This is a genomic window from Nostoc sp. T09, assembly GCF_002154695.1.
Taxonomy (GTDB): Bacteria; Cyanobacteriota; Cyanobacteriia; order Cyanobacteriales; family Nostocaceae; genus Aulosira.
The window spans coordinates 1-26,014 of record NZ_MTAV01000009.1; the positions used below are offsets into that span (position 1 = coordinate 1).

A 26,014-nucleotide genomic window follows, 5' to 3' on the forward strand; every position below is an offset into this window, starting at 1 on the left:
GTTGGAGTGGGTGTTGGCGTTGGGGTGGGTGTTGGTGTTGGGGTAGGTGTCGGTACAGGTACAGGTATGGGTGTCGGTGTTGGGGTAGGGGCTGGTGTAGGGGTTGGCGTCGGGGTTGGCGTCGGTGTCGGTATGGGAGTGGAAGCAAACTCAATGTTGCCCGATATTTTAGTCGGATCTATTTGATTTCCTACAGAAATCAGCTTGTTAGCACCTGCATTTTGTAAATCAAACTTACCGTTGTTGCGTAGAACGTTACCCCCAGGATTATCGGCACTGCCCAAATCGGGAAGGGCATTTGCAATCACTGTGAGACCGTCATCAGTATTTTTTTCACTGATATTATTACGTAGAATGGGACGCGCAGTACCAGAGATAACAATCCCAGAGCGATTTTCGGAAATTTTGTTATCCACAATGATGGGTGATGCAGCATCACTAATAGCAATACCATAACCTGTTTTGAAGAAGGTATTAGCTTTAATTTGCCCTTTGGAATTTTTAGCTATTGAAACACCGTTAGCAGCATTCTCAGAGAAAACATTGCCGAGGATAACTGGATTTGCATCACCAGTAGCAAAAACTCCTTCGCGCTTGGAATTAGTGAAGGTATTATTAGCAACGGTAGGTGTACTTGATTCAACCCAAACAGCAGAACCACGGCTAGCTGGATTTGTGACACTTACTCCCCTGAGTTCTGCACCATTGAGTAGCACAAAGGTAACATTTTGTCCAGCAAATGTACGGCTGAGGTAGTTACCACTACCTTCAATTACAACACTGCTGCCTTTGTTGGCCTCATTACCTACGACTATTATGTCAGATGGAACGGTTAGGGGGAAGACTTCACCAGTAGTAGCATTGTAATTACCGTCTGCCAGTTGAATTTTGCTGCCTGGAGTAGCAACCTTGAGGGCTTGAGCAATTGTTTTGAAAGGAGCTTGTTGGCTACCAGCATTGGTATCACTGCCAGACCCTGGATTTACGTAAAAATTTTGCGCCATATTTATACTGCGAAAAAAGACATAGATATCCTAGCGCTAACCATTGAAGTAGGTAGCAATTGCTAAAGTTTAAATCGCAACATTGACTTCCACAGTAGTATGATACATTCCGCAAAAATCGAGAAGAATATTTGCTTGATATTGAACGCAAGCAAAAGATTCCTTCGGCAGAGCCGTTCTGGTAGCTCTAGGAGGAAGCAAGCTACGCATAGCGTCTTTGATAGGAGAAGACTAAGGTAGAGAATGTAGCAATCTCCAAACCTTCAACGATTGCTACCCTGCGGGAAGCCATGAAGAAAGCAGATTTACCTGTGGAGAAAAACAAAAGCGATCGCATCCTTGCTCAAGCCCCGGCTTTATCCGTGAGGAAATGCTGACTCCTTCTTAGTAATGACATTTCATAAGTAATTTGCTAGGTATGATAAGAGACATAAAAAAGCTGAGACTGCAAAAAATAGAGCCTCAGCAACGAAATTGATTGTATTTAAAAAAGTACTGCCAGCGATATTCCAAATCTATTAAGCTAATTATGTATCCTAGCTTTGATTCTAGATTCTGTGGCTATGTTTTCAGTACTAAAGTATTCTTTGGCATGATAGAAATCAGTGCTAGATTCATTGTTCTCATTTATGCCATTCACCAACAAACCTAAGACGTTGTGACCAGAGCGCTCTAACATCTCTTTAGCATGATTAGCACTGTTAAAATCAATAACTCCAGGACGAGCTACTAACAAAATCCCATCAGTCATGTGGCTCAAAGTCAAAGCATCAGCAGCTAGCAGCAGTGGTGGAGCATCAATAATTACAAAATCATATTGACTGGAAAAGTCTTGAATTAATGATGCCATACGTTTGGAATCTAACAAAGCCAGTGGATTAGGAGGTCTAACGCCAGCAGTTAAGACATCAAGATTATCTATGACGTTACAGGCAGCAGTTTTAAATTCAGCCTCACCAACAAGTACCTCGCTCAAACCAGCTGCATTGGTTATTTGCCAGAGATGGTGCTGAGAAGGAACTCGCATATCTGCATCAATTAGTAAAACTCGACGTCCCAATTGAGCGATCGCGGCTGCTAAGTTAGCCGAAACTGTAGACTTGCCTTCTTTAGGAACTGCACTACTTACCACGATAGTTTTTAAGACCTTATCTGAACTCAAAAATCTCAGATTGGCCTGAATCATGCGATAAATTTCGCTAGTTAAGGAGTGAGGCGTATCTATGACAGCAATTTCTGGATTAATTAAATCTGTCTCTCGATTACGGGAACGAAGCTTTTTAGTAGACGAGGGAACTATCCCCAATAAGGTATATCCAAATATCTCTCGAATTTGTTTAAGTGTTTTGAGAGATCTGTCTCTGGTTTCTAGAAAGACAACAGCAGTAGTCGCTAAAAAGGCTCCTAACAAAATACCTAGCACTAAAACAAAAGGTTTTAGCCCTAATGCTGGCTTGGTAGGAACTAAACCTTTAGCAATAATCCGGGCGTTGGGTGTATTATTATTTTCCGCTACCTGTAATTCTTGAACCTTTTTCAATAGGGTCTGGTAGGTAGATTGGGCAACTTCTAGCCTCCGTTGTAGCTCGCGTTGTTGTTGTTCCAACTGAGGTATGATTTTCACCCGTTGCTCGTAGGTAGAGCGAGAATTGTACAAAGAACTAAGTTTTTGAGCTAAACCTTGGCGCTGAACTTCAGATTGCAGAAAATCTCTGATCAGGTTTTGTTTGGTTTCTCCAATCTGTAATGATTGTGGTTGAATATTGACTTGAGTACCACCATTCTGCCCAACTTCCTGTTTTAGGAGAGCTTGGAGGTTAGCTTTCTTAGCTACTAGGTTAACAATTACAGGGTTCTCATCTTGGAAACGGCTGCGTTCAGTAGCTAACTGACGATCTACCTCTTGAAGTTGTGTGAGAATTGCCTGTACTCCAGGTGACTGACTAAGAGTACTCGCAGATAGTGCTTCTTGCGAACTTAGAGCTACTTTCTGGCGAAGTTCTCTAGTTTGAGCAGTGGCTTGGTCTAAATCAGCTTTTGCCGTATTAATCCCGTTATCTAAATTTCCAATAATTGCAACTGCTGACCTTGTCTCTTCAACCAAGTCCACAATATTATACTTTTGTTTAAATATGCGTAGCGCTGCTTCTGCTTCCTGAACAGCATTTTTAGTGTTAGGAAGCTGCTTGGCCATAAATTTCCGAGTAGCTTCAGCTTCGCCACGATTTGTGAGAATATCATTCTCTAGATAGAGATTCATAATTGTGTTGACTACCGCCGCAGCCTCTTCAGGATTTGGGCTGTTATAGCTAACTAGCAACACATCTGTACCACCAATAATTTTTAGATTTATGGCTTTTTTCAGTGATTCAACTGTTAACGGTTCGCCTATAGCATTCTTAAGTTGTAGTTCGTCTATTGTCCTTTGCAACAAAATAGGCGAAGAAATCACTTCTATTTGAGTACTTATAGGATTCTGAGTTGAAACTAAAGGCTTCAAATCACCCGAACCCCCTCCTTCAGAGTCACTAGGCAAGAGATTAGTTCCGACTACGTTAAAAGAGGGAGTTTTAAATAGTAATTTGCCTTCTGCTTGATAAGTTGGCTTCAGAAATGTTGTCGCTACAGCGCTGAGAGCTACTGTACTCGCAAAGATAGTGACAGCAGGTATCCATTGCCGTTTCACTATCGATAAGTAACGACCCAAGTCGAAATCAATAGATTCTCTAGATTCCATAGCTCTTCCTAAAGATAGAATTTTCAAAAGTGCCAGTTTCAGGCAATAGACAAAAAATTTACTTACTTAAAGTTGTCATGAAGCATTACTATTGAAATTAATAATACTATTCAACAGTAGTATATACTAATTAGATTAAAAAACTATGAAGTTATCTACAAGGCTTGTGTTATATCGATAAAAATACTGAATTTAGCGTCTAGGGGCACGATCAAAAGCTCTAGCGATCGCATTCCATGCCAATTTAGGTTTGAGATTTGCATCTAGTGCTAAAGGCCTGACAGCAGCGCCATCATCACGAGGTTCAAATTCTGCAAGCCATGTATAGCGATCGCTAATTCCCCAACTGATTACAGCGATGACCGCTGGTTCTTGCAATACTGTCCCAAGATAATCTTCATAAGTTGCTGCCACAAAGCGATCGCGTGCACGAATATCTAAAGGTAATTTTTTGTCTATAACATCCAACTCTGTAATCATAATTTTCAACCCCATGTCAGCAACACGACTGAGGAAAGTCTGTAACTTTTTAGGGTTAAACTTCTTTCCATTAGCTTCTAAGTGAGATTGAATACCTAGAGCATGAATTGGTACTCCCCGCGATTTCAAACGCTCTAGTAACTTTAAAACAGCATTTCTTTTGGCTTCTTGTTTTGGAGTGTCATATTCTATTCCATAGTCGTTGTAAACCAATAACGCTTTGGGATCTACTTCCGCAGCTAAGCGAAAAGCATATTCTATATAATCTTTCCCTAAATACTTCAGCCAAGGTGTATTTCGCAAACCATCAGATCTTCCATCCTGCGGATCAATAGCCTCATTTACTACGTCCCAAGAATGCATTTGTCCAGCATAATGACCGACAACTTTCTGAATATGTTGCGTCAACAACGGCTGGGCATTTTGATGATTAACTGTCTCCTTAAACCAAGAAGGCAAAGACAGATGCCATACTAAAGTATGCCCCCGCAGTAACATACCTTGTTTGCGAGCAAAGCTTGCAAACCAATCACCTCTAGTAAAATCAAATCTATCCCCTGAGGGACGTATAAGATTCCACTTCAAAAATCCTGCCACTAACATGGCACAATCTCGGGCAACAACCTTGGCTAGTGCCGGATCGGATTGTAAATTTAAGGTGCCACAATCTGCTCCATAGATTAACCCCTTACTAGCAGCACGCTGTTTTAAAGGAGTTTGCCCAACTACGCTGAAGTCTCTTCTTAAAGGAGTAACAGCTTGAATCTGCTGATGGGGATGTATTGCTTTGCTGATTGTCACAGCACCTATGCTGGCCGCAGTTCCCAAGCCTAAGTAGAGAAAACTTCGCCTATTGAGCAACTCATTGTTTGCCATTGCCAATCATCTCCTAGATGAGCTAAGTCTGTCGATTTTCCCGTCAGTTATTTTTCTTAACTACAGAGCCTCAAGTCTTATTGGAACTATATTGCTCCCACTTGTGCAATCGATTATTAGCTTGGAAACAAACCAGTAGGTCTACAAGAAATGCTGTGACGGCAATGGGAAAAAAGATTAATGCCTTATGCAAGGATAGATTTAGGAGGCTCTTAAATCGACGCAATAGCAACCATTCAGGGATAGCCCATCCATTCTTTTGGGATACTGTTGATTGAATTAGCTTGCTTACCCATGAAGGGTCTTGCTCGTTTCTAGACTTGATGATTGAACCAGCATCTTGCTGCTTGTTGCAGTTTGACTGTAAATCGTTATAGATAAACGTGTTGATTGTATTGGCTAAAATCAACCATTGCTCGTGTCGGAGTAAGCGACGTATATCAGTGTAAGCTTCAAAAACATGAGATGCAGAATTAGCACGCACCACCCGCTCTGGAACTTCCGGTGAAGTCAACAAATCGGTGACGACCATTTTCCAGAGGAAGCCGTCTTCAACTTCAATACCTTTGGGCATCCAAATTCTGCGTAATACAGAAGCGCGAGTACAGTAAAGCTGTCCGCAGATCCATACTGATTTAGCTCCAGATACTCGCGAAACGGAAAGAGACAATTGGTCTATGAGGCTTTTTTTCTCCTTCAGTGCTACGTCCTTAACCAGAGTGTCTACAGATACCCAGGCATCGGGGTTGACTTCCAGCGTCTCAACCATTGAGTGGAGAGTGGTAGGAGCAAGAAACTGAATGTCAGCATCCATCAGAAACAGGTAGTCAGCACTGGGATCGGAAAACTTATGGACGTAATGATTCCAGGCATTCGGCTTCCCTGCTTCTTTAACTTCGCAAACACTCCAAGATACAGAGGAGTTAGCCGCAGACTTCACCAAATTTTCCAATGTACCACTAGCGATCGCGGCTGTCTCATCACTACAACCATTAGGCACTACCACAACTTCGACTGCTGTGTTGGTATCAACCTCGTTAAATATACTCTGTTTAAATAGAGATTGCAGCGTGGTGCTAATGCAGTTTGCCTCATTATAGGCAAGTATACCAATACTAATTTTCAATTTCCTACCCTCTTAATTTTAGCAAAATTATAATTATTGATGATTAGTTAAACTTCAATGTTCCAAAGCGCTGTTTCAGTACCAGCCAAATAAATGTAGGATTACCCAAAATATATCGCTTCCACAAACGGCTAGGCTCAACAATCAGGCGAAACAACCACTCTAGACCTGTCTTTTGCATCCAAACTGGCGCTCTTCTGACCAGATCAGCAACTAGCTCAAAGCTCACTCCAATCCCAATAGAAATTGGCACTTGTAACTCTAAATAATTGTGAGCTATCCATTTTTCTTGTTTGGGTGCGCCCAAGCCGACAAAGAGAATATCGGGAGATGCAGCTTTAATTTTAGAGTTTATCGATTCTAATTCTTCTGGTTGGTACTCAAATCCATAGGGGGGGCAATAAGTTCCCACAATTGACAAATTAGGATGCCTATCTTTCAGCTTTTGTTTAGCTTGTTCAGCGGCTCCAGGACGACCACCTAATAAAAATACTTTTAATCCTTTTTCTGCTGCAATAGCACAGAGTTTTTCAAACAAATCTGTACCATTAACTCTACCTTTAAGGGGAGTTTGCAAAAACTTAGCTGCCCATAACAAAGACACTCCATCTGGCACAACTAAGAAAGCTTGGCGATAAATTTCTCGGAAAAAAGCATCTTTTTGTAAGGACAAAATATGCATAGCATTAGGAGTCACAACATATTCTGGTTTACCTTTTGAGAGCGCATGATTAACAATTTTGGTAACAACTTCATTAAAACTATATTTATCTATTTCTGTGCCACAAATATTAATTCTCATGCACTACTTCCTCCGTTTGATGAAATTGTGATAATGAATAATAGATTTCAGCTAAATGATGGCAATAATTTCTAATATCAAATTGTTCAACATTTTTTCTAGCAACTTTTCCTAGAGAGAGCCTTAAGTTCTCATCAGCAATCAACAACTGCATTGCTTGCGATAACTGTTGAATATTGCCAGGAGTAACTAACAGACCGTTTTGTTTTGCAATTACCAATTCTGGTATACCTCCTACAGGCGTTGCAATTATGGGTAAACCCCAGCCCATAGCTTCTAATATGGCCATTGGTAGACCTTCGTTATAGGAAGGCAAAATAAACATATCTGCTTTGGATAACAATTCATCTCTTTGTTGAGAATTAATCCAGCCTAGAAAAGTTACCTGTTCTGCTAGGTTGAGATTGGCTGCTAGCTGTTGTGCTTTGGCGATCTCTCCATCTCCTGCCAGAATTAACTGAGTGGATTGTTTTTGACTATCCGGTAATTTGGCGAACGCCTCGATTAGATCAAAGGCCCCTTTGCGTTGACCCACTCGCCCGCAAAATACCAGATTAATCTTAGTAGAGTTTTGACGATTGGGAACCTGAGCTGGTAGTTCGGTGGGATTAGGCATAACAATCACTTGTTTTGGATTTAACCCCAAATTGTCTACATAGTAATCTTGCCAGGTTTTTGAAAGTACAATAAATCCTTGACAGTGACGGAATACCCAGCTTACGGCTTGCTGTGCCCATTGAGGCAGCTTGTTATAAGTTAAATGGAATTCGGCTCCATGAGCGTGCATTAATACAGGCTTACCGAATACTAAAGCCAAAATTACCAAAATAGCTTTGCGTAAAAGGCTACCTCCATCAGAAAGATGAATATGTACAAGAGCGATTTTTTGGCTTAACAGACTCCACAGTAAATTTGCTAGAGCTTTACCAAACACTGTGACTCTGTGTAAAATCGAACCCTCATCATGGCTGGTAATATGCTGAATTTTAATATTAGGAGCAATATATTGAATTAACAATTTTTCAACAGTAGCTATTCCTCCGTTCTGTTTAAGACTTGCACCTATCATTAATATTTTGAATTGATTCATAGATCAAACAACCATTTGTGATGACTTTTTCGGTGACATTAACACTGAAAGTCCGGCTGCAACATAAAGCACCCAAGAAATATTGTTTTGCACCATAAATGTCGTTTCAGTCATGTTGGCTAAAAAGATGTATATGATGAAAATTCCCGGCCACAACCCATCAAAAGTTTTGCTGTAGGAAACCCAGAGTAATGAGCGCAAGAAGCTGAATATAAAACCTAACGCACATACTAATAAACCCAAAAGCCCTACGGTTAACCAAATATCTAACCATCCGTTGTGAGCATAGGGTGCTTTCCAACCTACTGCGTACCAGACATTAGCAGCTTCGCTGTTCTCGCCAAGCCAAAAAGCACCATAGCCATAACCTAGCCAAGGCTTTTTCCAAATCATGTCCAACACAGCTAACCATAAATCTGTACGACCGCTGAGGTTGGAACCTTTGCCGAAAGAAGCCAGTATGCTATCAGAGTTTGTTTGCAGAAGGACAAATAAGCTGGAAACTATTGTACCAAACAAGCATAAGGTAGGAATCATCATATCTAATCGCAAGCGTAATGCTCGAAAGAAAAAGAATGCGATCATCATGTTCCCAAAATTCAACATCGATGAAGTCGATCTTGTAAGTATCAGAAATATTACTGATAAGCCAAATCCCAACCATAAAGGTAAAGATTTTTCTTTCTTGTCAAGAGCAAGCAGCAAGAAGACCAATGAACTCAGCATCATGATGATGCCACAGGAATTTTTATGAGGATAAATACCTCGCCAAGCTCCGGCATGTATCCCACCCATGATTCCATATCTTGGCAATGCCACAACGAATGTTAAACTTAAGATGACTGCTAAACCGAATGTCCAAGCCAACAACTCAAGTTGTTCTTTTAGGGTATAGCGTGTAGCTAAATAAATTCCGAATAAGCTAGTTCCTACTAATCCAATAGTCCTAGTTTGTGTAATGCTTGGGTCATAAGACCAAAATATAGAGAATACTGCAATTGCAACTAAACTCCAGATAAATTTATCTTTGCTGAGTAAATAAACTACTTTTTTCCAGCGAGCAATCAGCAGTAGCAGAGTAACTGCATAAATAAAAATGAACAGCACCCGAACCGGGATAGGATTAAAAGCCTCTTCTAATGCCTCTCCCTCACTTTGACCACCTGTTAAAATCCCCACTAGTGGCCCGCCTGAGTAATGCAACAGGGACAAAACCGTAAATGCTCGCTCGGCAAATCCTAAAAGTTTTCTCATATCTTGAAGGCAGAGGCTTATTTATGCGGACATTTGGATTGCTTTTTGGTAAACATCAACTGTCTGAGCAGCAATATTTGACCAGTTTAAGTCTTCTTGCGAGCGAGATAGGGCCGCAATTTGCATTTTTTGCTGCAACTGGCGATCGCTCAATAGATCAATAATCGCATCAGCAAGTGCTTGAACATCGCCAGGCGGAACTAAAAGGCCATCTTCTTGATGTCGAACTATCTCTTTTAAGCCACCTACTTCCGATGCAATTACAGGTGTTCCCATTCCATAGGATAACGCTGCTACACCACTTTGAGAGGCTTCGATATAAGGCAAAATTGTGACTGTGCTGCGTTCAAATAATTTAACTACATCTTCGTAAGAAATATAATTATTCATAACTTCATAGCGTTGCTCGTCATAGCCATGAGGAAAATATTGATTAATGTTTTCACCTCTGCCAGCAATAATCAGCTTTACCTCTGGAAAACGTTCAGCAACTAGTGGCATAGCTTGCAGCAAATATTTTAAGCCTTTATATGGCCAAATTCGCCCAAAAAATAGCAAAGTATATGGCTCGCGCAATAGGTTTTTCTTATGGCTGCGGCGCTGATATAAACTACCAAGTTCACCATGCGGTAGCACATTAATTTGTTGTTCAGATATGCCAAATTTCTGATTTAATGTTTGTTTATGTAGCTGAGTATGGACAATCAATTGTTGCGATCGATGGAAAGAAATAGGTCGAGTGTACTCAGAAGCAAATACTGTTTCACCATCACCTGGGTGGCTAAAAACATCATGAATAGTTGTCACCAGAGGAGGAGTTTTATTTAGCAAAATAGTTAATAGATACCAAATGTCATATGCTTCTTGAACATGCAGAACATCAGGTTTGACTTCTCGAATTAGACGCATCATTTCCCACATAGAAAGTATATTCTTGGGATTGCGCATGGATGGTTTTTTAAACCTCAGCACAGGAATACGCTCATCAAGAACACCTTTACAAGCAGAAGAACTTTTCTCTTGTTGAATTAAGATTAAATCTACATAGTTCACTAAACTATTGGCCAATTCAATAGTGTAATCATCAAAGCAAAAATTTAGTAGTGCAACTCTAAGAGCCATTAGATTTACAAGGTTTTAAAACGCGTAGGTGGTTAAAGTCCAGTATTCTGTATTTAATTTAATTATTAATCAAGATTTAAGGCTATAGGAGAAAATCTTCTATTTTGAATTATTTTTCAGCATATTTACCTTGTCTTGAGATTTTTTGCCACACCTTATAAAACCCTCCAAATTGATGAACAGTGCCTAAGCCCATAAATAACCCATAAACAGATATTGATATAATCAAAGTTAATAAAAAAGCTGTATTAGTCTTCTTAAGGATTAAAAATACAATTGTCATTAAGCTGCTAATTAGCAGTGGTTGACGTAGAATTTGCCATACACGCAATGAAAACAGGCGTTTGTACGCGATGTACATATATAAACTAAAATTAGTCAAAGACATTATTAAACTCATCAATGCTGCACCTATTAATTTATATTGAGGAATTAAAATTATCCCAGCTAAACCTCCTACCACGCATGTGATAGCAACTTCCAAAAGATTGAATTTCTCTAATCCATTTGCTATTAGTAAATAACTCAGAGAGCGACAAAATGTGGATGTAATTATTGATATAGAACTGATATATAAAACTATAGCTACCTGCGAAAAACTTTGGTTCTGATAGACAAATGTTAGTAATTCACTGCCAAAAAATAACAACCCTATAATGAAAGGTAGCCCCATACAAAGTAAAACGGATATAATATTTTCTGTAACTTTACGTTGGTTTTCCCGCCCTAAAGCTACTGCTTTCGACATATTGGGAAAAGCCGCAAGACTAACACTATTTGAAACAATCATATAAGGTTGCATCAATTGCCCGATCGCACCATAAAGACCAAGCAAAAACTCACTACCCAAAAGTGAGAGTGTAAGAATATCAATTTTACTAGCTATCATTCCTGCTGCATCAATAGCAAAAAAGGTGCGAACAGAATAGAGAGTACTTAGAAAAAAATCTTTATTAAGATTCCATTTTGGTTTGACTGCTCGTGTAAGTAAAACCCATTCTATTAATAAAATTAAAGTTTCAGATAACACTATAATTCCAGCAATATAACTAACTGCATATTTCAGTGGCAGACACCAAAGCATTGCTAATAAACGTAGGATATAAATAGGTACTGTTGAAATAGCAATTAGATGCATTTTTTCTTGAGCTTGGAAAATTGCCTCTGTAATATTGGAAAGGGCAAACGGAACTATTGATAAGCCCATGATGTAACAAATCATTGAAGTGTCATCACTATACGGTAGTAAAAACACTACAACAACTAGTAATAAATAACCAATGATGCTTAAGCTTAACTGCAACAAAGTACCATTTACCAGATAAACTGGAATTTCTTCTGGCTTGCGGGCTAGTTCTCGTGTAAATAAAGTTTTTAAACCCTGTGAAGCAATAGTCACAAATATATAATAGTAACTTATTGCTAAAGTGTATTGCCCTAACTCACTAGCTCCTAAATTGCGAGCTATGGCAGCAGTTATCACAAAGGTTGTAATTCCTTGAGTTATTCTATTTATTAAAAGTGACAAGGAATTTTTTAGTAGCTTTGAGTTTGCCATTAATTATTTTGTTACTGTTGATAATATTTGATTTATTTTTGAGCAACCAAAAAAATATTATCTGCAAAAAGATAAATTTTTCTGAGGTTTTTAGCTAATAATCGGCGTAAGTTCTTTTTGGGTAGCAAAAAAATAATTTTTTCTACTATCACCATAAAATTTAAATAAAAGGAGCCAATTGATATTATCTGTTCGTCTTTTTGAATTCCTATTTTTCCCAGCAGTTTTCTAATTGCAGTAGGAACAGCACAATATACATTGTGAAATCCAGCAATACTTAAAGATTCCGCTAATTCAAGATACGTATACTCTTTAAGATGCATTCCTTGAGGATTATCATATTTAAATACTAGCGATACATCATGAGGACCTGTATGACAATGGGGTGTAGTAAAAATGTATCGTCCACTTTGATTAAGAATGATATGAGCACTCTTAAAGTGGGTATTTAAATCGTCCGGATGAAAGTGCTCAATAACTTGATTAGATAAGACAACATCATAAAATTCGGCTGGTTCAAAACTGTCTAAATGTATACCATCAGAGTTACCCCAAGATAAGTATGGTGATGAATCATTGACATGTTTTGAGCCACGCTCCCTTGTAATTTCTGTACCTTTACATTCATATTCACATTTAGCTAAATATGCTATCAGTTCTCCTTTACCAGAACCGACTTCATAAATTTTTTTAGGGTGGCAGCCTATCGTTTTAACCCAAGTCTGATATTTTTCTGCTGGTGTTCTAGTATCTTCAGGAGTTTTATTTAGCCACTCTAATTCGCTATAAAGAACAGTATAGGCTCGTTCAGATATTTCCCATCGATTCTCTGGTTGGGAATCTAAAATTTCTTTTGTTAATTTTTTTTCTAGTTCCCAGTGTCGAAGTATCATTTCTTCGGTTATCTCTATTTCTTCAGAAAATCTATATATGCGCTTATAACGATTTATTAATTCAGCTCCTCTTGGTTCCATAAATAACTCCTTATTTTAACTTTTACTAAGTTAGTTGTTCAAAACTCATCTTTTTTTTTACTAGAGAAACTATTTTGATGTCATTAGGTAATTTGGATGGGAATGCGGTTAATTAGTATGATTATTAATATGCTGATCCCACTTAATATTTAGGTATTCAGATATGTCAGGCTTTAGACCAATTATATTAATTCTCCATAATTTTTATTTTCATAATTAATTGTGTAACTCAGAATTGCTTATAGCGGTTCCTAGTCTGTTAAGGTAAGAATTTATCTGTATTCATCTGTCTTGAAAAGTTCTGCTCGCCGGAAGTCGGCGCTTCGACGCCAGTTGCTTTGCGACGCAAGGCGACACGCCACTCCCCTCAACGGGAGGAACCCCTGCACGGGGGTGGCTTAGGAACGCACTGGCTTGACTTTTCGCTGTGTTCATGTGGGTTAATTACTTCTTCTTGTAACTCACTGGGTTGGTAAACCCTATATTGCTCTTATTAGCTAGTAAGCACCTTCTTTATTAAGAACTACCTTAACTGTTTTGAGCAAAATTTCAAAATCTAGCCAAAGTGACCAATTTTCAATGTAGCTAAGATCAAGCTTGATTACTTGTTCAAAATCTAAAATGTCCGATCTGCCTGAAACTTGCCAAAGTCCTGTAATACCAGGTAAAACTTCATGACGAATAAAATGGTGTTCGGAAAACTTATCTACGTCTCTAGTAGGTAAAGGCCGAGGTCCAACCAAACTCATCTCTCCAGATAGCACGTTAAAAAGCTGAGGTAATTCATCTAAGCTATACCGACGGAGAAATGCACCTACACGTGTAATGCGAGGATCATTTTTAATCTTGAAAATAATCCCATCCTTTGTCTCGTTTAATGCTTCTAACTCTCTTTGCAATTTTTCTGCATCAGACCGCATGGTACGGAATTTCCAGACTTTAAAAGGTCTGCCACGTAAACCAATACGGGTCTGCCTGTAAAATACTGAACCAGGAGAATCTAGCTTGATTGCTATAGCGATCGCTATATAAATGGGGAATAATAAAATTACTACTATCGCAGCTAGGCAAAAATCTAAACTCCTCTTGATCCAAAAATCTTTACTGGTGATGATGGGACAATCTAAACTTAGACAAGTTACGCCACCAATTTGATTAAATTCTACATTTCTATAAATGTTTTTGATTTCCACGGATAAAAGATGTACCGTGATCCCAGATGCTTGAAATAACCAACGTAAAAACATTCTATTTTTGATGGCATTCCAAGCGATAAAAACCTCCGTTACTCCTAACTGATTGAGCTTTTCTATAGTTTCCTGACGATAATATCTATCTAAGCACCTAGCACTTGCAGTTCCGCAAATTATGTATCGCTTTTCTTTCTTAATAGAACTAATAAACTTTTCGGTATCTTCAGGATCGCAAATAATAAAAACAGCAGACTGTCCTAAAATTTTGCGGTTCCGAAGATATTCAAGTGTAATGTTTGCTGCCGCTCTGCCAGTACAAACAAATGATGTGCTGAGTAACCAAGACCATATTAATGTTGAGCGTGTAATCTCAACAGGAGATTGATACAAAAAACCTGCAACTAATATTAATCCGTGGGCAAAGCTGAGCGTTTTAATAATATTCAAATAGTCATAACGCTTTTTACCAGGCTGATAATTACCTTGAATTGCTAGCGCTGCTATTTGAATAGCAACAGTCATAAGTAGTGGTGAAAAACTATTTGGCGTCTGCCAATAAAAATCCACTGCATCAGTATGATATTTAGCTAATATCCAAGCCACGAATAAAAGAGTAGAGTCTAGTGTAACCAATGTTGTTAATCGTAGCCACCATAAACCTTTTCTTACTCCTAGAGATACAGATGCCCGCAAATCTAGAGGAACTTCTCTTAAATTAGTATTTGTTACAATTTTAATCGTCATAATTTTTACTGGATTATTTAATTCATCAATAATCTTTGGTTTACCTAATTGCACATTGGGGTGAGTTGATTAAAAACTGTATTGCCAGCCCAGCACTTCAATGGGCTTTATCTCTAGCATTACTGTGCACATAGGCTATATCTGCACACAATTTTGTGTCTCTTCAACTTTCCGAAGCTTTACAGCTAAAGAGTTTTTCATACTTCTGTCTATAAGTTTTTAATTCAAGCTTCACGTAGTGGCAAGACGTAAGGACTTAAGTGTTTCCTCTTAATTTTGGTGGTTTATTGAACTGTATATCTACCGCGGTAATCATGCTTTTTTTACCAACCTGCCTATTGGCTCCAGCCGTAGCAGTCTTAAGGTAATACTTGAGACTCTACTTTCCTGGTTAGAGGTAACATCAATTCGGACGGTTTAATGTAATTTAAATACAATTGCCTCCGAATAACTCGTTCAATATGTCTTACTAAGATTGCCTCCCCGAATGTGAATACTACTTAGAGATTTTCTCAACAAATAAGAATTAATGAATCTATCTCTAGAGAGGGATGTACTTCAGGCGGTAGATACTTCAAAGGTTTTAGGACTATTTGTCTCATCTAACTCAACTTTTGGTTTCGTATGAAATAGCGTTTGCTAGTTAGAAGTTAACATTTCTAGACCCCAGAGCTACACAATTGATGGCAACTTTACGGAGTATTTAATTTTTATGTCTCACAAAATTTAGTTTGTGTTGATAATATGAAGAAAATTCTTAATTACATATTTATGCTAGGATCACCGGGCAAGTACGGAAGCAGAATATTAGGTTTTACTTAATTGCTAATTCCTATAGCATTACCAGCTATGTAGGCAGTAGTCCAAGCACTCTGGAAGTTAAAGCCACCAGTAATGCCATCTATATCTAGGACTTCTCCTGCAAAGTACAGACCTGAAACCAACTTACTTTCCATCGTTTTGAAGTTGATTTCTTTAAGATTAACACCTCCACAGGTCACAAATTCATCTTTGAAGACTCCTTTACCAATAATTAAGTATTCTCCCTGAGTGAGTTCTCCTACTAATCTATTTAAGGTTTTGTTAGACAGTCCTGCCCAACGGTCTTCTGTAGATATCCCGACGCGGGTGAGAATGTATTGCCATAGGCGATGGGGTAAGTCAACTCCGCGATGGAGTGTAATTGGCCGCCTTGCCCATTCAGTCTTGACAGCTAAAATTTTTTGCCGCACTTGTTCTTGCTGCAAATCGGGTAGCCAATTAATCAATAATTTGGACTGATAGCGCGTTTCATGTAAAACTCTCGCCCCCCAAGCGGAAAGTTTCAGAACAGATGGACCGCTTAAACCCCAATGAGTAATTAGTAATGGTCCAGTTTGTTCTAGTGGGGGTTTGTTACTAATAGACAAGCGCAACTTTACAGGGTTAACACTAATCCCAGCCAATGCCCTCAACTTTTGATCTGGAATGTTGAAGGTAAATAAAGAGGGTACAGGCGGTTCAATTTGATGACCTAACTCTTGGGCTATTTTATAACCAGCAAGGTTGCTTCCTGTTGCTAGCAGTAAGCGATCGCACTTTAGCATCTCTCCTGACTTTAAGACAATCTCGAACCCTGTTGTTTCCGTTTGTCGTTTCACTGTTACCACAGATGTACCAATGCGAAGTTCTACCCCAGCCTCTTTAGCCGCATTCATCAGACAGTCAACAATCGTTTCGGAACTATCCGTTATGGGAAACATTCTGCCATCGGCTTCAGTTTTGAGCTGTACTCCTTGGGCCGCAAACCAAGCTACTGTATCTTGTGCTTGAAAGCGAGTGAAAGCACCCAAAAGAGCTTTGCCACCTCTAGGATAATTTTGCACCAACCTTTCTGCTTCAAAACAAGCATGAGTAACATTACAGCGTCCCCCACCCGAAATGCGAACTTTCGCCAGTGGTTGACGGCTGGCTTCTAGTAAAGTAACTTGGGCATGAGGATTGACTTTAGCACAAGCGATCGCACCAAAAAATCCCGCAGCCCCACCCCCAATAACAACAATTTTCAATGGTAACAAGTTCAAAAATCTCTCAACAGTACCTACTTTACTAGGCTAGCTGTTAACTTTACTCTTCTACTAGTTCAAATTCATCTTTTGTCGCGCCACATGCTGGACATACCCAATCCTCTGGAATATCTTCAAAGGCTGTTCCTGGTTCTATCCCACCATCTGGATCGCCCACTTCTGGATCGTATTCATAGCCGCAGATAGTACATATATACTTTGCCATTGTGCTTCCCCCTGGAGAATTCCTGATTTTGCTTCACTATATATATACAGCTGGCAGCACTGTACCATAAGCTCGTTACTATTTTTTACTGTTGTGAAAGTAGGGCATTTGTCAAGGGACAAGGGCCAATAGTTATTTGTCCCCCTTGCCCCCTTTGTTTCTCTTCTCCTTTTTTCATATCTGAAGGAGCGAAGCGGAGTGAATGTTAAAAACGCCACCAGGTCTTTTGAACGTAACTGAGAATCCCAATAGCGATCGCTCCTAGTAATAATAGCCAAATAATACCGCCGGGAATAAAAGTGAGAAGACCGAACCCTCTCAGTAGCCACACGGCTATTCCTATGCCCAGTAGGATGCCGAAAATTTGGGTTAATCTACGATTTAAAGAAGACTGACTCACTTATTTTGCCTCTGACCTCAATAATTTAGTGAATGCAACTTGCATATTTGATGATGTTTGTGCCATTCTATCTTTTAGAAATTCAGTTTTCCGCTGAAAGTGAGACTCGTGTAGAAGTAGGTAAATCTTTTCTTTAAATTTTTTTCATAATAGATACATATTTTTAAGTATATTCATCAAATATTTACCAAGAAATCACTATTTCCGGAAGTTTTATCTAGTTGAGTGGAACTAGAATTTAAGCGGTTGGACTCGAGCCAGTGAAATGGTTCGTAGTTTAAACCGTGTAAAGTGGCTGGTTTGAGGAGTAACTAAAATCAATATGTCTGCGTCTCATATTTCAGACTCAATAAATAAAGGTTCGAGTATGCCTTGGAATCAAAACGAGCAAAAGTTGCTCATGCAGGGTGAAATCTTTGTCAAAACAGAATCGCATACGGCGTGGGGTGGTGCTGTCACCGCTTGGATGTATGTGCCACTAGTGCGATCGCAAGTATGGCAGCAATTAACTGACTATCCCCGGTGGGTACATTATTTTCCTGACATTACTAAAAGTGAGGTTTTGTCTAAAGGTGAGGCGAAGCGTTTGTATCAAGCCGCACAAAAAGCTTTTTTATTTTTTACAGCTCAGGTCGAAATTTACCTAAATGTTGTAGAAGTGCTAGGGCAACAAATTCAATTTCGGATGGAAAAAGGGTCTTTTGAGGACTTTAAAGCCAATTTAGAACTACAAGATTGTGGTAATGGCACTTTGCTTGCTTATAACGTGCAAGCTACGCCTAATATGCTGATCCCCTCTATTTTTATTCAACAAGCAATGAATTTTGAGTTGCCTGCGAATATGCGTAAAATGCGGCAAGTGCTTTGTAAGGGTCAATAACAGCAATGTCACAGGCAAAAGCTATTTTGGAATTCTGGTTTGGTCATCCCGATGAACCGAGTTACGGCAAACCTAGAAATTTTTGGTTTAGCAAAACACCGGATTTTGATCGGGAATTGGCAAGCCGCTTTCTTCAAGATTACCAAAAGGCAGCAGCAGGGCACTTAGATGATTGGGTCGATTTACCTCAATCTTGTCTAGCACTGATTCTGCTGCTAGATCAATTTCCCCGAAATATGTTTCGTGGTACTCCCCAAGCCTTTGCTACTGATTGGGAAGCACTTTCAGCAGCGCAGCAAGCTGTAGCCAGAGGCTATGACCGTGAATTCCTGCCTGTGGAACGCTGGTTTATCTATTTGCCCTTTGAACATAGCGAAAACTTGGAAGATCAGCGGCGGTGTGTGAAGCTATTTCAGCAAATCAGCCACGATCCTGAAAGTGCTAGTGCAATTAAGTATGCTTTTAAACATATGGAGATAATTGATCGTTTTGGGCGTTTTCCTCATCGGAATAATATTTTGGGACGCCCTTCCAGTCCTGAGGAAATAGAGTTCTTAACACAGCCAGGTTCGTTATTTTAATTTATTGACAAGACGCTTTCTTATAGGAAGGCGTCTTGACATCAGGTATTGCCAAAGCCTAGATTCTCTAGAAATGTTATGGCTATTAATTTATCAAAAAGAGCTTAAAGTTCGATGTATGCTATTAATCTCCTTCACCATATTTATACTTGCTCAATAGCAGTATTTTATTGTTTTGAAGCTTGATAACCTGATGAAGACGGGCTTGGGTAATGTTTATTATTCAGCATTTCATAATGCTGGAAAAAAGGATCTGGACTAAGACTAGAAGGAATAATACCTTCTTCATCAGGGGTAAAAATTTTTCTATGTAATCACCTTGTCGTCAAGAAAAATTCCCCGATTTTGCTAGATTCAAAGAATTTTCTGTAAAGCTGGATTCACCTTCAAACCATACTTGATCTAACTCGGTTTCATTGAAGCTATAGCCATGAGTAGCAGCAAATCTCACAATCTTAGCTTTATCCCAATGGCAACTACCAAAAAATCCTTGACTACAGCACTTCTTATAATATTGATCGTAAATTGCTGGCTCTGATGTTAAAAGGTTATAAAAACTATTAACTTGTTCTAGTGACATATAATGTTTCCTCCTCTGATAGGAATTCTCTAATTTACTAACAACTACATATAAACAAACTCTAATTCCGGGTTGGATATTTTAGCTTTGAATAAGCTTGGTTCTTTTTCTTATAAAGTTCTGCAAAAGCTGTGGTGGTTTGAATTTGAAGTGCATAAACATAGATAAATAGTCAACTATTGAAAGGATGATTATAAAGAAGATATTGTAATTTGTTTTTATCTACAGTGGTAGAATTTTTTTGACAAAAAAGATGATTTTATTTAAGTTCATACCTAGGTAAGAATTAAGCAGCATCAAAATATAGATATTTGAATAACACGTATTTAGCTGAATAGCGATCGCTACTTGTAGGGAGTTGTGTACAAAAACGCCAAGAACTTTCTAGTGTCTTGGCGTCTTTGAACGAGGTTATAGGTAACCGGATTAGCTAGTAAACACCTCAACAGGCAAGCGGCTGAAGGAAAGGCGTTCATTTTGCACATCTACAAAGATAGAGTCGCCGTCGTGGAATTCGCCGCGCAAGATAGCTTTGGCAATCTGAGTTTCTAATTCTCGTTGAATTGCTCGCTTCAGTGGACGCGCTCCAAACACGGGATCATATCCAACCTCAGCTAAGAAGTCAAGGGCAGCATCAGACAGTCTTAGAGAGATCTTGCGATCGCTGAGTCTTTGACGCAATCTATCGGCTTGCAACAACACAATCTGCCGCAATTCCTGTTTCTGCAAGCTGTGGAAAATAATAAATTCGTCAATACGGTTGAGGAACTCTGGACGGAAGCTATTGCGCATGGCTTCCATTACGCGACGGCGCATTTCGTCATAGCGGGTGTCATCGCCTGCAACATCGAGAATGTACTGCGAACCGATGTTGCTGGTCATGATAATAATCGCATTCTTGAAATCTACCGTATGACCTTGGGCATCGGTGACGCGACCATCATCGAGAATTTGCAGCAAGACATTAAATACATCGGGGTGTGCTTTCTCAATTTCGTCGAAAAGTATCACCGCATAAGGACGACGGCGAAGTGCTTCTGTGAGTTGTCCGCCTTCTTCGTAACCAACATATCCAGGAGGCGCGCCAATTAATCGCGAAACAGCGTGTTTCTCCATGTACTCCGACATATCAATTCGCACCAAAGCTTCTTCAGTGTCGAACATATATGCTGCTAGGGCTTTTGCCAACTCGGTTTTACCCACACCTGTGGGCCCTAGGAAAATAAAGCTAGCAATTGGACGATTGGGATCGGCTAATCCAGCACGCGATCGCTGAATGGCATCAGCTACGGCTGTGACGGCTTCATCTTGTCCAATTACCCGGCGGTGGAGTTCATCTTCTAAGTGCAGTAGTTTTTCTTTTTCTGATTCCACCAACTTGCTGAGGGGAATTCCTGTCCACTTAGAAATAATTTCCGCAATGTCGGCTTCTGTGACTTCCTCGCGCAAAAGTGACTTTCCTGTACCTTGGGCACGCGATAGTTCACTTTCGGCAGCTTCTAACTTGCGATGTAAATCGGTTAACTTGCCGTATTTTAACTCCGCAGCTCGGTTGAGGTCGTAATTCCTTTCTGCTTGCTGAATTTCTAGGTTAACTCGGTCAATTTCTTCTTTGACAGCCTGAATTTTGTTGATAATATCTTTTTCAGATTGCCATTGAGCATTCAGCGTTCTTTGCTGTTCTTTGAGATCTGCCAGTTCTTTTTCCAGTCTTTCTAAGCGTTCTCTGGAAGCTAGGTCGCTTTCTTTTTGCAGAGATAACTTCTCCATTTCCAGTTGCAGAATCTTGCGATCGATTTCGTCAAGTTCTTCTGGCTTGGAGGTGATCTCCATTTTTAGTCTAGCTGCGGCTTCGTCTACTAAGTCGATGGCTTTATCTGGTAAAAAGCGATCGCTAATGTAACGACTGGATAATGTAGCTGCGGCGACTAAAGAACTATCAGAAATCCTTACCCCGTGGTGGACTTCATACCGTTCTTTCAACCCCCGTAAGATAGAGATTGTATCTTCTACACTGGGCTGATCCACATAAACTTGCTGGAAGCGTCTTTCTAAAGCCGCATCTTTTTCAATATACTTGCGGTATTCATCCAAAGTCGTTGCCCCAATACAGCGCAATTCGCCTCTGGCTAACATTGGCTTTAACAAGTTCCCAGCGTCCATCGCCCCTTGGGTTGCACCAGCGCCAACAACGGTATGAATTTCATCGATAAATAGAACAATATTGCCGCCGGATTCAGTAACTTCTTTTAATACTGCTTTTAGGCGTTCTTCAAATTCACCCCGGAATTTCGCCCCTGCAATCAAAGCACCCATATCTAAGGCGATCAGCTTGCGGTCTTTCAGGGACTGAGGCACATCTCCAGCGAGAATCCGTTGTGCTAGTCCTTCGGCGATCGCAGTTTTACCAACACCAGGTTCACCAATGAGTACGGGGTTATTCTTGGTACGGCGAGAGAGAATTTGGATCGTGCGACGAATCTCATCATCGCGCCCAATCACTGGATCGAGTTGACCTTTCCGGGCGGCTTCTGTGAGATCGCGCCCATATTTTTCCAGCGATTGGTATTTACCTTCTGGATTTTGGTCGGTCACTGTCTGGCTCCCCCGAATTTGTTTAATAATATTTTTTAGCTTGCCTTCGTCTAAACCAAATTCTTGGAATAAAGCTTTACCAAAGCGGTCATCTTTGGCATAAGCCAGCAATAAATGCTCAATTGAAATATATTCGTCCTTAAATTCCTTACGATAAGCGTCCGCCCGGTCTAAAAGCGTATCCAAGCTGCGTCCCAAGTAGACAGAAGTGCTGCTACCGGATACTTTAGGCTGACGTTGAATAAATTGTTCGGCGCGATCGCGGACTTTTTGCAGATTCACACCCGCTTTTGTCAATATCCCGCTAGCTAGACCTTCTTGTTCTAGCAGGGCTTTCATCAGGTGTTCGCTTTCAATCTGTTGTTGTTGATATTGTTTAACAATATCTGGAGTATGGGCGATCGCTTCCCAGGCTTTTTCTGTAAATTGGTTGGGATTAGTGGGTTGCATAGGCTTGTGGAGAATCCACTCTAGACACAAAGGGGATAACTAACACTCGCAGACCGCGGTTCACCCGCCCTTACAAAGTGTTTATGGCAAAGAGAATCAGATTAGTTCTTATAAAATCATTGTAAGGAGAGGGTGGCAAATAGCTGGATCGGTCTTCACGTCTTTCTCAAGTAGTAGTATTACCTCTCTTCAGTAGTACTAAGTCCTGAGTCCAAAATATTAGCCTACTACTGTTCGCTTAGCTTTTGCTTAAGATACTTGCTTGCTTTAATAATTTTAGTGCTTTGTTTTACTCAGCTTTATTTGAAAGTATTGGACATCACTACACTATCTAAACTGACTTGATAAATTGCTAATTAGACAACAACATCTCTCAAGTAAATTTATCTCAACAAGTAGATTATCAAATGTCAGTTTCAGAGCAGATTGAACAATTTATCAAATGGATACAAGTTTTTGACTATCAAATTTTACAAAGTATATATAGAGAATATTTCTGCTGTGCTCTTGGGTGCATATTATAGAGCATTTACAGATTTAGTTCGTAATACTGACTCTGCTATAGATGGTATGGATTATATTATGGCAAATTTGCATAGAGTTGATTGGCAGAAGACACAAGAGACAATTGATAATCTCAAATCAATATATAGAAAAACTTGGACTTTTAAAAATGCTATTAGTTGTTTAGATGAACAAGTAACAAGAATCAATAATAATGAATACGAAAAAACTTTTAATGCAGTTTTAATAACTCGTATATTTATCTGGATTATAGAAAACGGAAAAATTAATTTCTCACAGCCTCAGATGAACGCAGCAAAGCAAGCATTGCTACCACTTTGGGAACAGAGTTGTTTTGAAATGCGCTATGTCTACCCTAATCGTTGAAGATTTTGATCAAGCTACATAATCTGCTGTAAATGCAATACAAATCCAGGTAATACATCTTCACCTGATAAGATAGCCGGATTGTCTAATATCTCTACATCTTTTCCGTGACGATAAATTTCCACTCGTTTATTCTTGCGATCAATTAACCAGCCTAATCGAGCGCCATTTGCAATATATTCATGCATTTTATCCTGTAAGTCTTTTAGGGAATCACTAGGAGAACGTAACTCCACCACAAAATCAGGACAAATGGGAGCAAATTTTTCTTGTTGTTCTAGGGTTAAAGCATTCCACCGCTCAAGCTTCACCCAAGAAGCATCCGGAGAACGATCTGCACCATTGGGCAATTTAAAGCCAGCAGATGGACCAAAAACTTCACCTAGATGATTTTGCTCGTTCCAAATATCGAGTTGTGTAGTGATTTTAACGTTGCGCCTGTCTGTCTCGCTTCCTGATGGTGCCATAATTAATATTTCCCCTGACGCTGTGCGCTCAAATCGATAATCGCCGTTTTTCTGACACAGATGGAAAAACTGATCATCGGTCAAGTCGATTTTCAATTTGAGGGTAGGGGGTAAAGTGATTGTAACAGCGTTCATCAACTGACTCCAACATACTATTTTATAGTTTAGTGCTGTGGGGCAGGCGATCGCACAAAGATAAACCCGCTTGATCTGTATAAGCGATCGCTAAACCTCATCCTCACGCTTCAGGATGTACAAAGATATTTTAGTTGATTAGCTTATCTCGATTGTCATTAATTAGATTTTCTATCTTTACAAAATCACCTTTAATAAATTGTTCCCAAAAATCTTGTACTTTTTTTACTAAGAATTCAAACTCGCTACTTTCATAATCTTTCTTATTCAAGATAACTTCTTGATATATAGTAGTCCAAGTCTCTGAAAGTTTCCTCTTTTTGTTACTATTTTGAAAAATTCTGAGATTATCTGTGTACATTTGATAAATATTTTTACGCATAAAGTTAATGCTAGTATTATTTTCAGCAGGTGTAATCAGCAGCCTTAGTACGAGATGCTCAGCAGAATTGTCAAAGTGAAATAAAAGAGGTAAGTTACTTTTTTTCCAATCAATAGGGACAAAATCTATAAATCTTTTTTTAGGTGGCTCTACAAATATTCTGTGAGATTCAATTTTCAATAGTTCGCAAATATTTTCAGCAATCTGCGATTGTATATCTGGACGATGATCAAAAATTAAATCAAGAGCTTGCTTATGCTTAATGTATATTTTACGGCAGAGTTCAGCTACATCCGAATCACTCACAATATGCCTCCTAATTAATGTAGAATAATGAACCATTAAGGAATAAACATCTGTACCAAGCGTAGATTTACAGCTTGTGCAAATGCTATCAATTATTTCAGTAACCTTAGAGTACTTATATACTCTCCAATTTTTGTCATATGGTAGATCTCCTTCTGGTGTTAAATAAATTAAAATCTTTCTATAAGAGCTATATTCATGTTCAATAATCTTGCGGTATCTTAGTAGTTGCTGTGAATGTTCTTTAGAGCCAACCTTATTTTCTATCGCACATACTAATTTGTTACGCGGTGAGTGTATAAAAATATCAATATTTTTCCACTCTCGTCTAACTTCAACATCTGATAAATTAGCGATATCTATATTAACAGGGCTGATATTTGAATAATTTGCACCTGTAGGCTCATCCGTATCTAAAAGTACTCGCTTGAGAAATCGCTTCAGAAAAATGTCATCAAGCCTATGGTTTTCAGATGGATTTAACAAAAATGCTAAAAAATTTGAGTGACGTATTTCTTGACGCACTACGCCAATTGCTTCAAAAATATTAAATTGAGCAAGTTTTGATTCTAGATTGTCTAATTCTTCATTATCAACAATAAACTTTTCTAGCAATGCTCGATCTGTTGGGGGCATTATCATTACTAATAGCTTTTTTAATTAAACAACAATTGTATTATTCCCATAAATTTACTAAGAATAACTTTTACAATCTAGAACTGGATAAAAATCTTATTTTTCACAGGAGCGATCGCCCTATCCAATAACCATAAAAAAGCGCCCTCCCGATTGGAAGAGCGCTTTTGATTCACAAAGAAATTATTGTTGATTTCTCAAACATATTAGCCGTTGATAGCAGGAGCGCTCAAAGCAACAGGAGCAACTTCGCCAGCAGCCAAATCGAGGGGGAAGTTGTGAGCGTTACGCTCGTGCATCACTTCCATACCCAGGTTAGCGCGGTTGATCACATCAGCCCAAGTACCGATGACGCGACCAGTCGAATCAATCACAGAGGAGTTGAAGTTGAAACCGTTCAAGTTGAACGCCATTGTGCTTACACCCAGTGCGGTAAACCAGATACCGACTACAGGCCATGCAGCCAAGAAGAAGTGCAGA

Annotated in this window: 22 protein-coding genes and 1 pseudogene; 3 read left to right on the forward strand and 20 right to left on the reverse strand. The window is 39.3% G+C overall.

The features are described from left to right. The 15 genes from BV372_RS03560 to BV372_RS03625 all read right to left on the reverse strand — a co-directional run. Nucleotides 1-1,004: DUF1565 domain-containing protein (locus tag BV372_RS03560; protein WP_143844954.1), on the reverse strand; the 1,004-nt coding region annotated here is incomplete at its 3' end. A gap of 202 nt (nt 1,005-1,206) precedes the next feature. Then, nucleotides 1,207-1,341, reverse strand: coding sequence for a hypothetical protein (locus BV372_RS37380; protein ID WP_256973077.1), 135 nt, complete (start codon nt 1,339-1,341; stop codon nt 1,207-1,209). 186 nt (nt 1,342-1,527) lie between these two features. After that, nucleotides 1,528-3,741: a polysaccharide biosynthesis tyrosine autokinase gene (locus BV372_RS03565; protein ID WP_086683384.1), complete on the reverse strand. Its 2,214-nt coding sequence runs from the start codon at nt 3,739-3,741 to the stop codon at nt 1,528-1,530. Nucleotides 3,742-3,933: 192 nt separating this feature from the next. Continuing rightward, nucleotides 3,934-5,097, reverse strand: coding sequence for an endo-1,4-beta-xylanase (locus BV372_RS03570; RefSeq protein WP_086683386.1), 1,164 nt, complete (start codon nt 5,095-5,097; stop codon nt 3,934-3,936). Nucleotides 5,098-5,167: 70 nt separating this feature from the next. After that, the gene (locus BV372_RS03575; RefSeq protein WP_086683389.1) at nt 5,168-6,223 is read right to left on the reverse strand and encodes a glycosyltransferase; all 1,056 of its coding nucleotides are present in this window, start codon (nt 6,221-6,223) and stop codon (nt 5,168-5,170) included. A gap of 43 nt (nt 6,224-6,266) precedes the next feature. Beyond that, entirely contained in the window at nt 6,267-7,025 is a 759-nt protein-coding gene (locus BV372_RS03580; protein ID WP_086683392.1) for a WecB/TagA/CpsF family glycosyltransferase, read from the reverse strand. After that, nucleotides 7,015-8,115 carry a glycosyltransferase family 4 protein gene (locus tag BV372_RS03585; protein WP_086683395.1) on the reverse strand — a complete coding sequence of 367 codons (1,101 nt, stop codon included), beginning with the start codon at nt 8,113-8,115 and terminating at the stop codon, nt 7,015-7,017. Before BV372_RS03585 ends, BV372_RS03580 begins: the two co-directional genes overlap by 11 nt. 3 nt (nt 8,116-8,118) lie before the next feature. Next, nucleotides 8,119-9,369, reverse strand: a complete 1,251-nt coding sequence (locus BV372_RS03590) for an O-antigen ligase (RefSeq protein ID WP_086683398.1) — start codon at nt 9,367-9,369, stop codon at nt 8,119-8,121. Nucleotides 9,370-9,390: 21 nt separating this feature from the next. After that, complete coding sequence (locus BV372_RS03595; protein ID WP_086683401.1) at nt 9,391-10,491, reverse strand: glycosyltransferase family 4 protein; 1,101 nt, start codon at nt 10,489-10,491, stop codon at nt 9,391-9,393. 109 nt (nt 10,492-10,600) lie between these two features. After that, nucleotides 10,601-12,049 (reverse strand): oligosaccharide flippase family protein, encoded by a 1,449-nt coding sequence (locus BV372_RS03600; protein WP_086683404.1) that lies wholly within the window; start codon nt 12,047-12,049, stop codon nt 10,601-10,603. 32 nt (nt 12,050-12,081) lie between these two features. Then, entirely contained in the window at nt 12,082-13,023 is a 942-nt protein-coding gene (locus tag BV372_RS03605; protein ID WP_086683407.1) for a cyclopropane-fatty-acyl-phospholipid synthase family protein, read from the reverse strand. Between the two features lie 497 nt (nt 13,024-13,520). Beyond that, nucleotides 13,521-14,960 (reverse strand): sugar transferase, encoded by a 1,440-nt coding sequence (locus BV372_RS03610; protein WP_086683432.1) that lies wholly within the window; start codon nt 14,958-14,960, stop codon nt 13,521-13,523. A gap of 818 nt (nt 14,961-15,778) precedes the next feature. Then, complete coding sequence (locus BV372_RS03615) at nt 15,779-17,017, reverse strand: NAD(P)/FAD-dependent oxidoreductase (RefSeq protein ID WP_086683436.1); 1,239 nt, start codon at nt 17,015-17,017, stop codon at nt 15,779-15,781. A 49-nt stretch (nt 17,018-17,066) separates the two neighbouring features. Next, the gene (rd, locus tag BV372_RS03620; RefSeq protein WP_086683410.1) at nt 17,067-17,231 is read right to left on the reverse strand and encodes a rubredoxin; all 165 of its coding nucleotides are present in this window, start codon (nt 17,229-17,231) and stop codon (nt 17,067-17,069) included. A gap of 205 nt (nt 17,232-17,436) precedes the next feature. After that, nucleotides 17,437-17,631, reverse strand: a complete 195-nt coding sequence (locus BV372_RS03625; protein ID WP_086683413.1) for a hypothetical protein — start codon at nt 17,629-17,631, stop codon at nt 17,437-17,439. A 322-nt stretch (nt 17,632-17,953) separates the two neighbouring features. Here BV372_RS03625 and BV372_RS03630 point away from each other — a divergent pair, with 322 nt between their 5' ends. Continuing rightward, nucleotides 17,954-18,511: an SRPBCC family protein gene (locus tag BV372_RS03630; protein WP_086683416.1), complete on the forward strand. Its 558-nt coding sequence runs from the start codon at nt 17,954-17,956 to the stop codon at nt 18,509-18,511. Nucleotides 18,512-18,516: 5 nt separating this feature from the next. Then, nucleotides 18,517-19,092: a DUF924 family protein gene (locus tag BV372_RS03635; protein WP_086683419.1), complete on the forward strand. Its 576-nt coding sequence runs from the start codon at nt 18,517-18,519 to the stop codon at nt 19,090-19,092. Between the two features lie 325 nt (nt 19,093-19,417). Here BV372_RS03635 and BV372_RS03640 read toward each other — a convergent pair whose 3' ends face one another. Both BV372_RS03640 and clpB read right to left on the reverse strand, forming a co-directional pair. Further along, the gene (locus BV372_RS03640) at nt 19,418-19,672 is read right to left on the reverse strand and encodes a Nif11 family protein (RefSeq protein WP_086683422.1); all 255 of its coding nucleotides are present in this window, start codon (nt 19,670-19,672) and stop codon (nt 19,418-19,420) included. 426 nt (nt 19,673-20,098) lie between these two features. Further along, nucleotides 20,099-22,717 carry an ATP-dependent chaperone ClpB gene (clpB, locus tag BV372_RS03645; RefSeq protein ID WP_086683425.1) on the reverse strand — a complete coding sequence of 873 codons (2,619 nt, stop codon included), beginning with the start codon at nt 22,715-22,717 and terminating at the stop codon, nt 20,099-20,101. A 456-nt stretch (nt 22,718-23,173) separates the two neighbouring features. Between clpB and BV372_RS03650 the strand changes: the two genes are divergently transcribed. After that, on the forward strand, nt 23,174-23,608 hold the full coding sequence (locus BV372_RS03650) for a hypothetical protein (RefSeq protein WP_179197966.1): 435 nt from the start codon (nt 23,174-23,176) through the stop codon (nt 23,606-23,608). 14 nt (nt 23,609-23,622) lie between these two features. Here BV372_RS03650 and BV372_RS03655 read toward each other — a convergent pair whose 3' ends face one another. The 3 genes and pseudogenes from BV372_RS03655 to BV372_RS03665 all read right to left on the reverse strand — a co-directional run. Beyond that, nucleotides 23,623-24,210 carry a Uma2 family endonuclease gene (locus tag BV372_RS03655; protein WP_086683427.1) on the reverse strand — a complete coding sequence of 196 codons (588 nt, stop codon included), beginning with the start codon at nt 24,208-24,210 and terminating at the stop codon, nt 23,623-23,625. Nucleotides 24,211-24,340: 130 nt separating this feature from the next. Next, nucleotides 24,341-25,534: a PD-(D/E)XK nuclease family protein gene (locus tag BV372_RS03660; RefSeq protein ID WP_218776675.1), complete on the reverse strand. Its 1,194-nt coding sequence runs from the start codon at nt 25,532-25,534 to the stop codon at nt 24,341-24,343. A gap of 206 nt (nt 25,535-25,740) precedes the next feature. Continuing rightward, nucleotides 25,741-26,014, reverse strand: a pseudogene (locus BV372_RS03665) (photosystem II q(b) protein); the annotation flags it as partial.

Bases quoted from the DNA above. Each gene is read 5' to 3' on its own strand.
- clpB (WP_086683425.1), bottom strand. From the start codon at position 22,717: ATGCAACCCACTAATCCCAACCAATTTACAGAAAAAGCCTGGGAAGCG.
- BV372_RS03610 (WP_086683432.1), bottom strand. From the start codon at position 14,960: ATGACGATTAAAATTGTAACAAATACTAATTTAAGAGAAGTTCCTCTA.
- BV372_RS03565 (WP_086683384.1), bottom strand. From the start codon at position 3,741: ATGGAATCTAGAGAATCTATTGATTTCGACTTGGGTCGTTACTTATCG.
- BV372_RS03630 (WP_086683416.1), top strand. From the start codon at position 17,954: ATGTCTGCGTCTCATATTTCAGACTCAATAAATAAAGGTTCGAGTATG.
- BV372_RS03635 (WP_086683419.1), top strand. From the start codon at position 18,517: ATGTCACAGGCAAAAGCTATTTTGGAATTCTGGTTTGGTCATCCCGAT.
- BV372_RS03600 (WP_086683404.1), bottom strand. From the start codon at position 12,049: ATGGCAAACTCAAAGCTACTAAAAAATTCCTTGTCACTTTTAATAAAT.
- BV372_RS03660 (WP_218776675.1), bottom strand. From the start codon at position 25,534: ATGCCCCCAACAGATCGAGCATTGCTAGAAAAGTTTATTGTTGATAAT.
- BV372_RS03595 (WP_086683401.1), bottom strand. From the start codon at position 10,491: ATGGCTCTTAGAGTTGCACTACTAAATTTTTGCTTTGATGATTACACT.
- rd (WP_086683410.1), bottom strand. From the start codon at position 17,231: ATGGCAAAGTATATATGTACTATCTGCGGCTATGAATACGATCCAGAA.
- BV372_RS03590 (WP_086683398.1), bottom strand. From the start codon at position 9,369: ATGAGAAAACTTTTAGGATTTGCCGAGCGAGCATTTACGGTTTTGTCC.
- BV372_RS37380 (WP_256973077.1), bottom strand. From the start codon at position 1,341: ATGCGATCGCTTTTGTTTTTCTCCACAGGTAAATCTGCTTTCTTCATG.
- BV372_RS03640 (WP_086683422.1), bottom strand. From the start codon at position 19,672: ATGTCACTAGAACAAGTTAATAGTTTTTATAACCTTTTAACATCAGAG.
- BV372_RS03580 (WP_086683392.1), bottom strand. From the start codon at position 7,025: ATGAGAATTAATATTTGTGGCACAGAAATAGATAAATATAGTTTTAAT.
- BV372_RS03570 (WP_086683386.1), bottom strand. From the start codon at position 5,097: ATGGCAAACAATGAGTTGCTCAATAGGCGAAGTTTTCTCTACTTAGGC.
- BV372_RS03585 (WP_086683395.1), bottom strand. From the start codon at position 8,115: ATGAATCAATTCAAAATATTAATGATAGGTGCAAGTCTTAAACAGAAC.
- BV372_RS03655 (WP_086683427.1), bottom strand. From the start codon at position 24,210: ATGAACGCTGTTACAATCACTTTACCCCCTACCCTCAAATTGAAAATC.
- BV372_RS03605 (WP_086683407.1), bottom strand. From the start codon at position 13,023: ATGGAACCAAGAGGAGCTGAATTAATAAATCGTTATAAGCGCATATAT.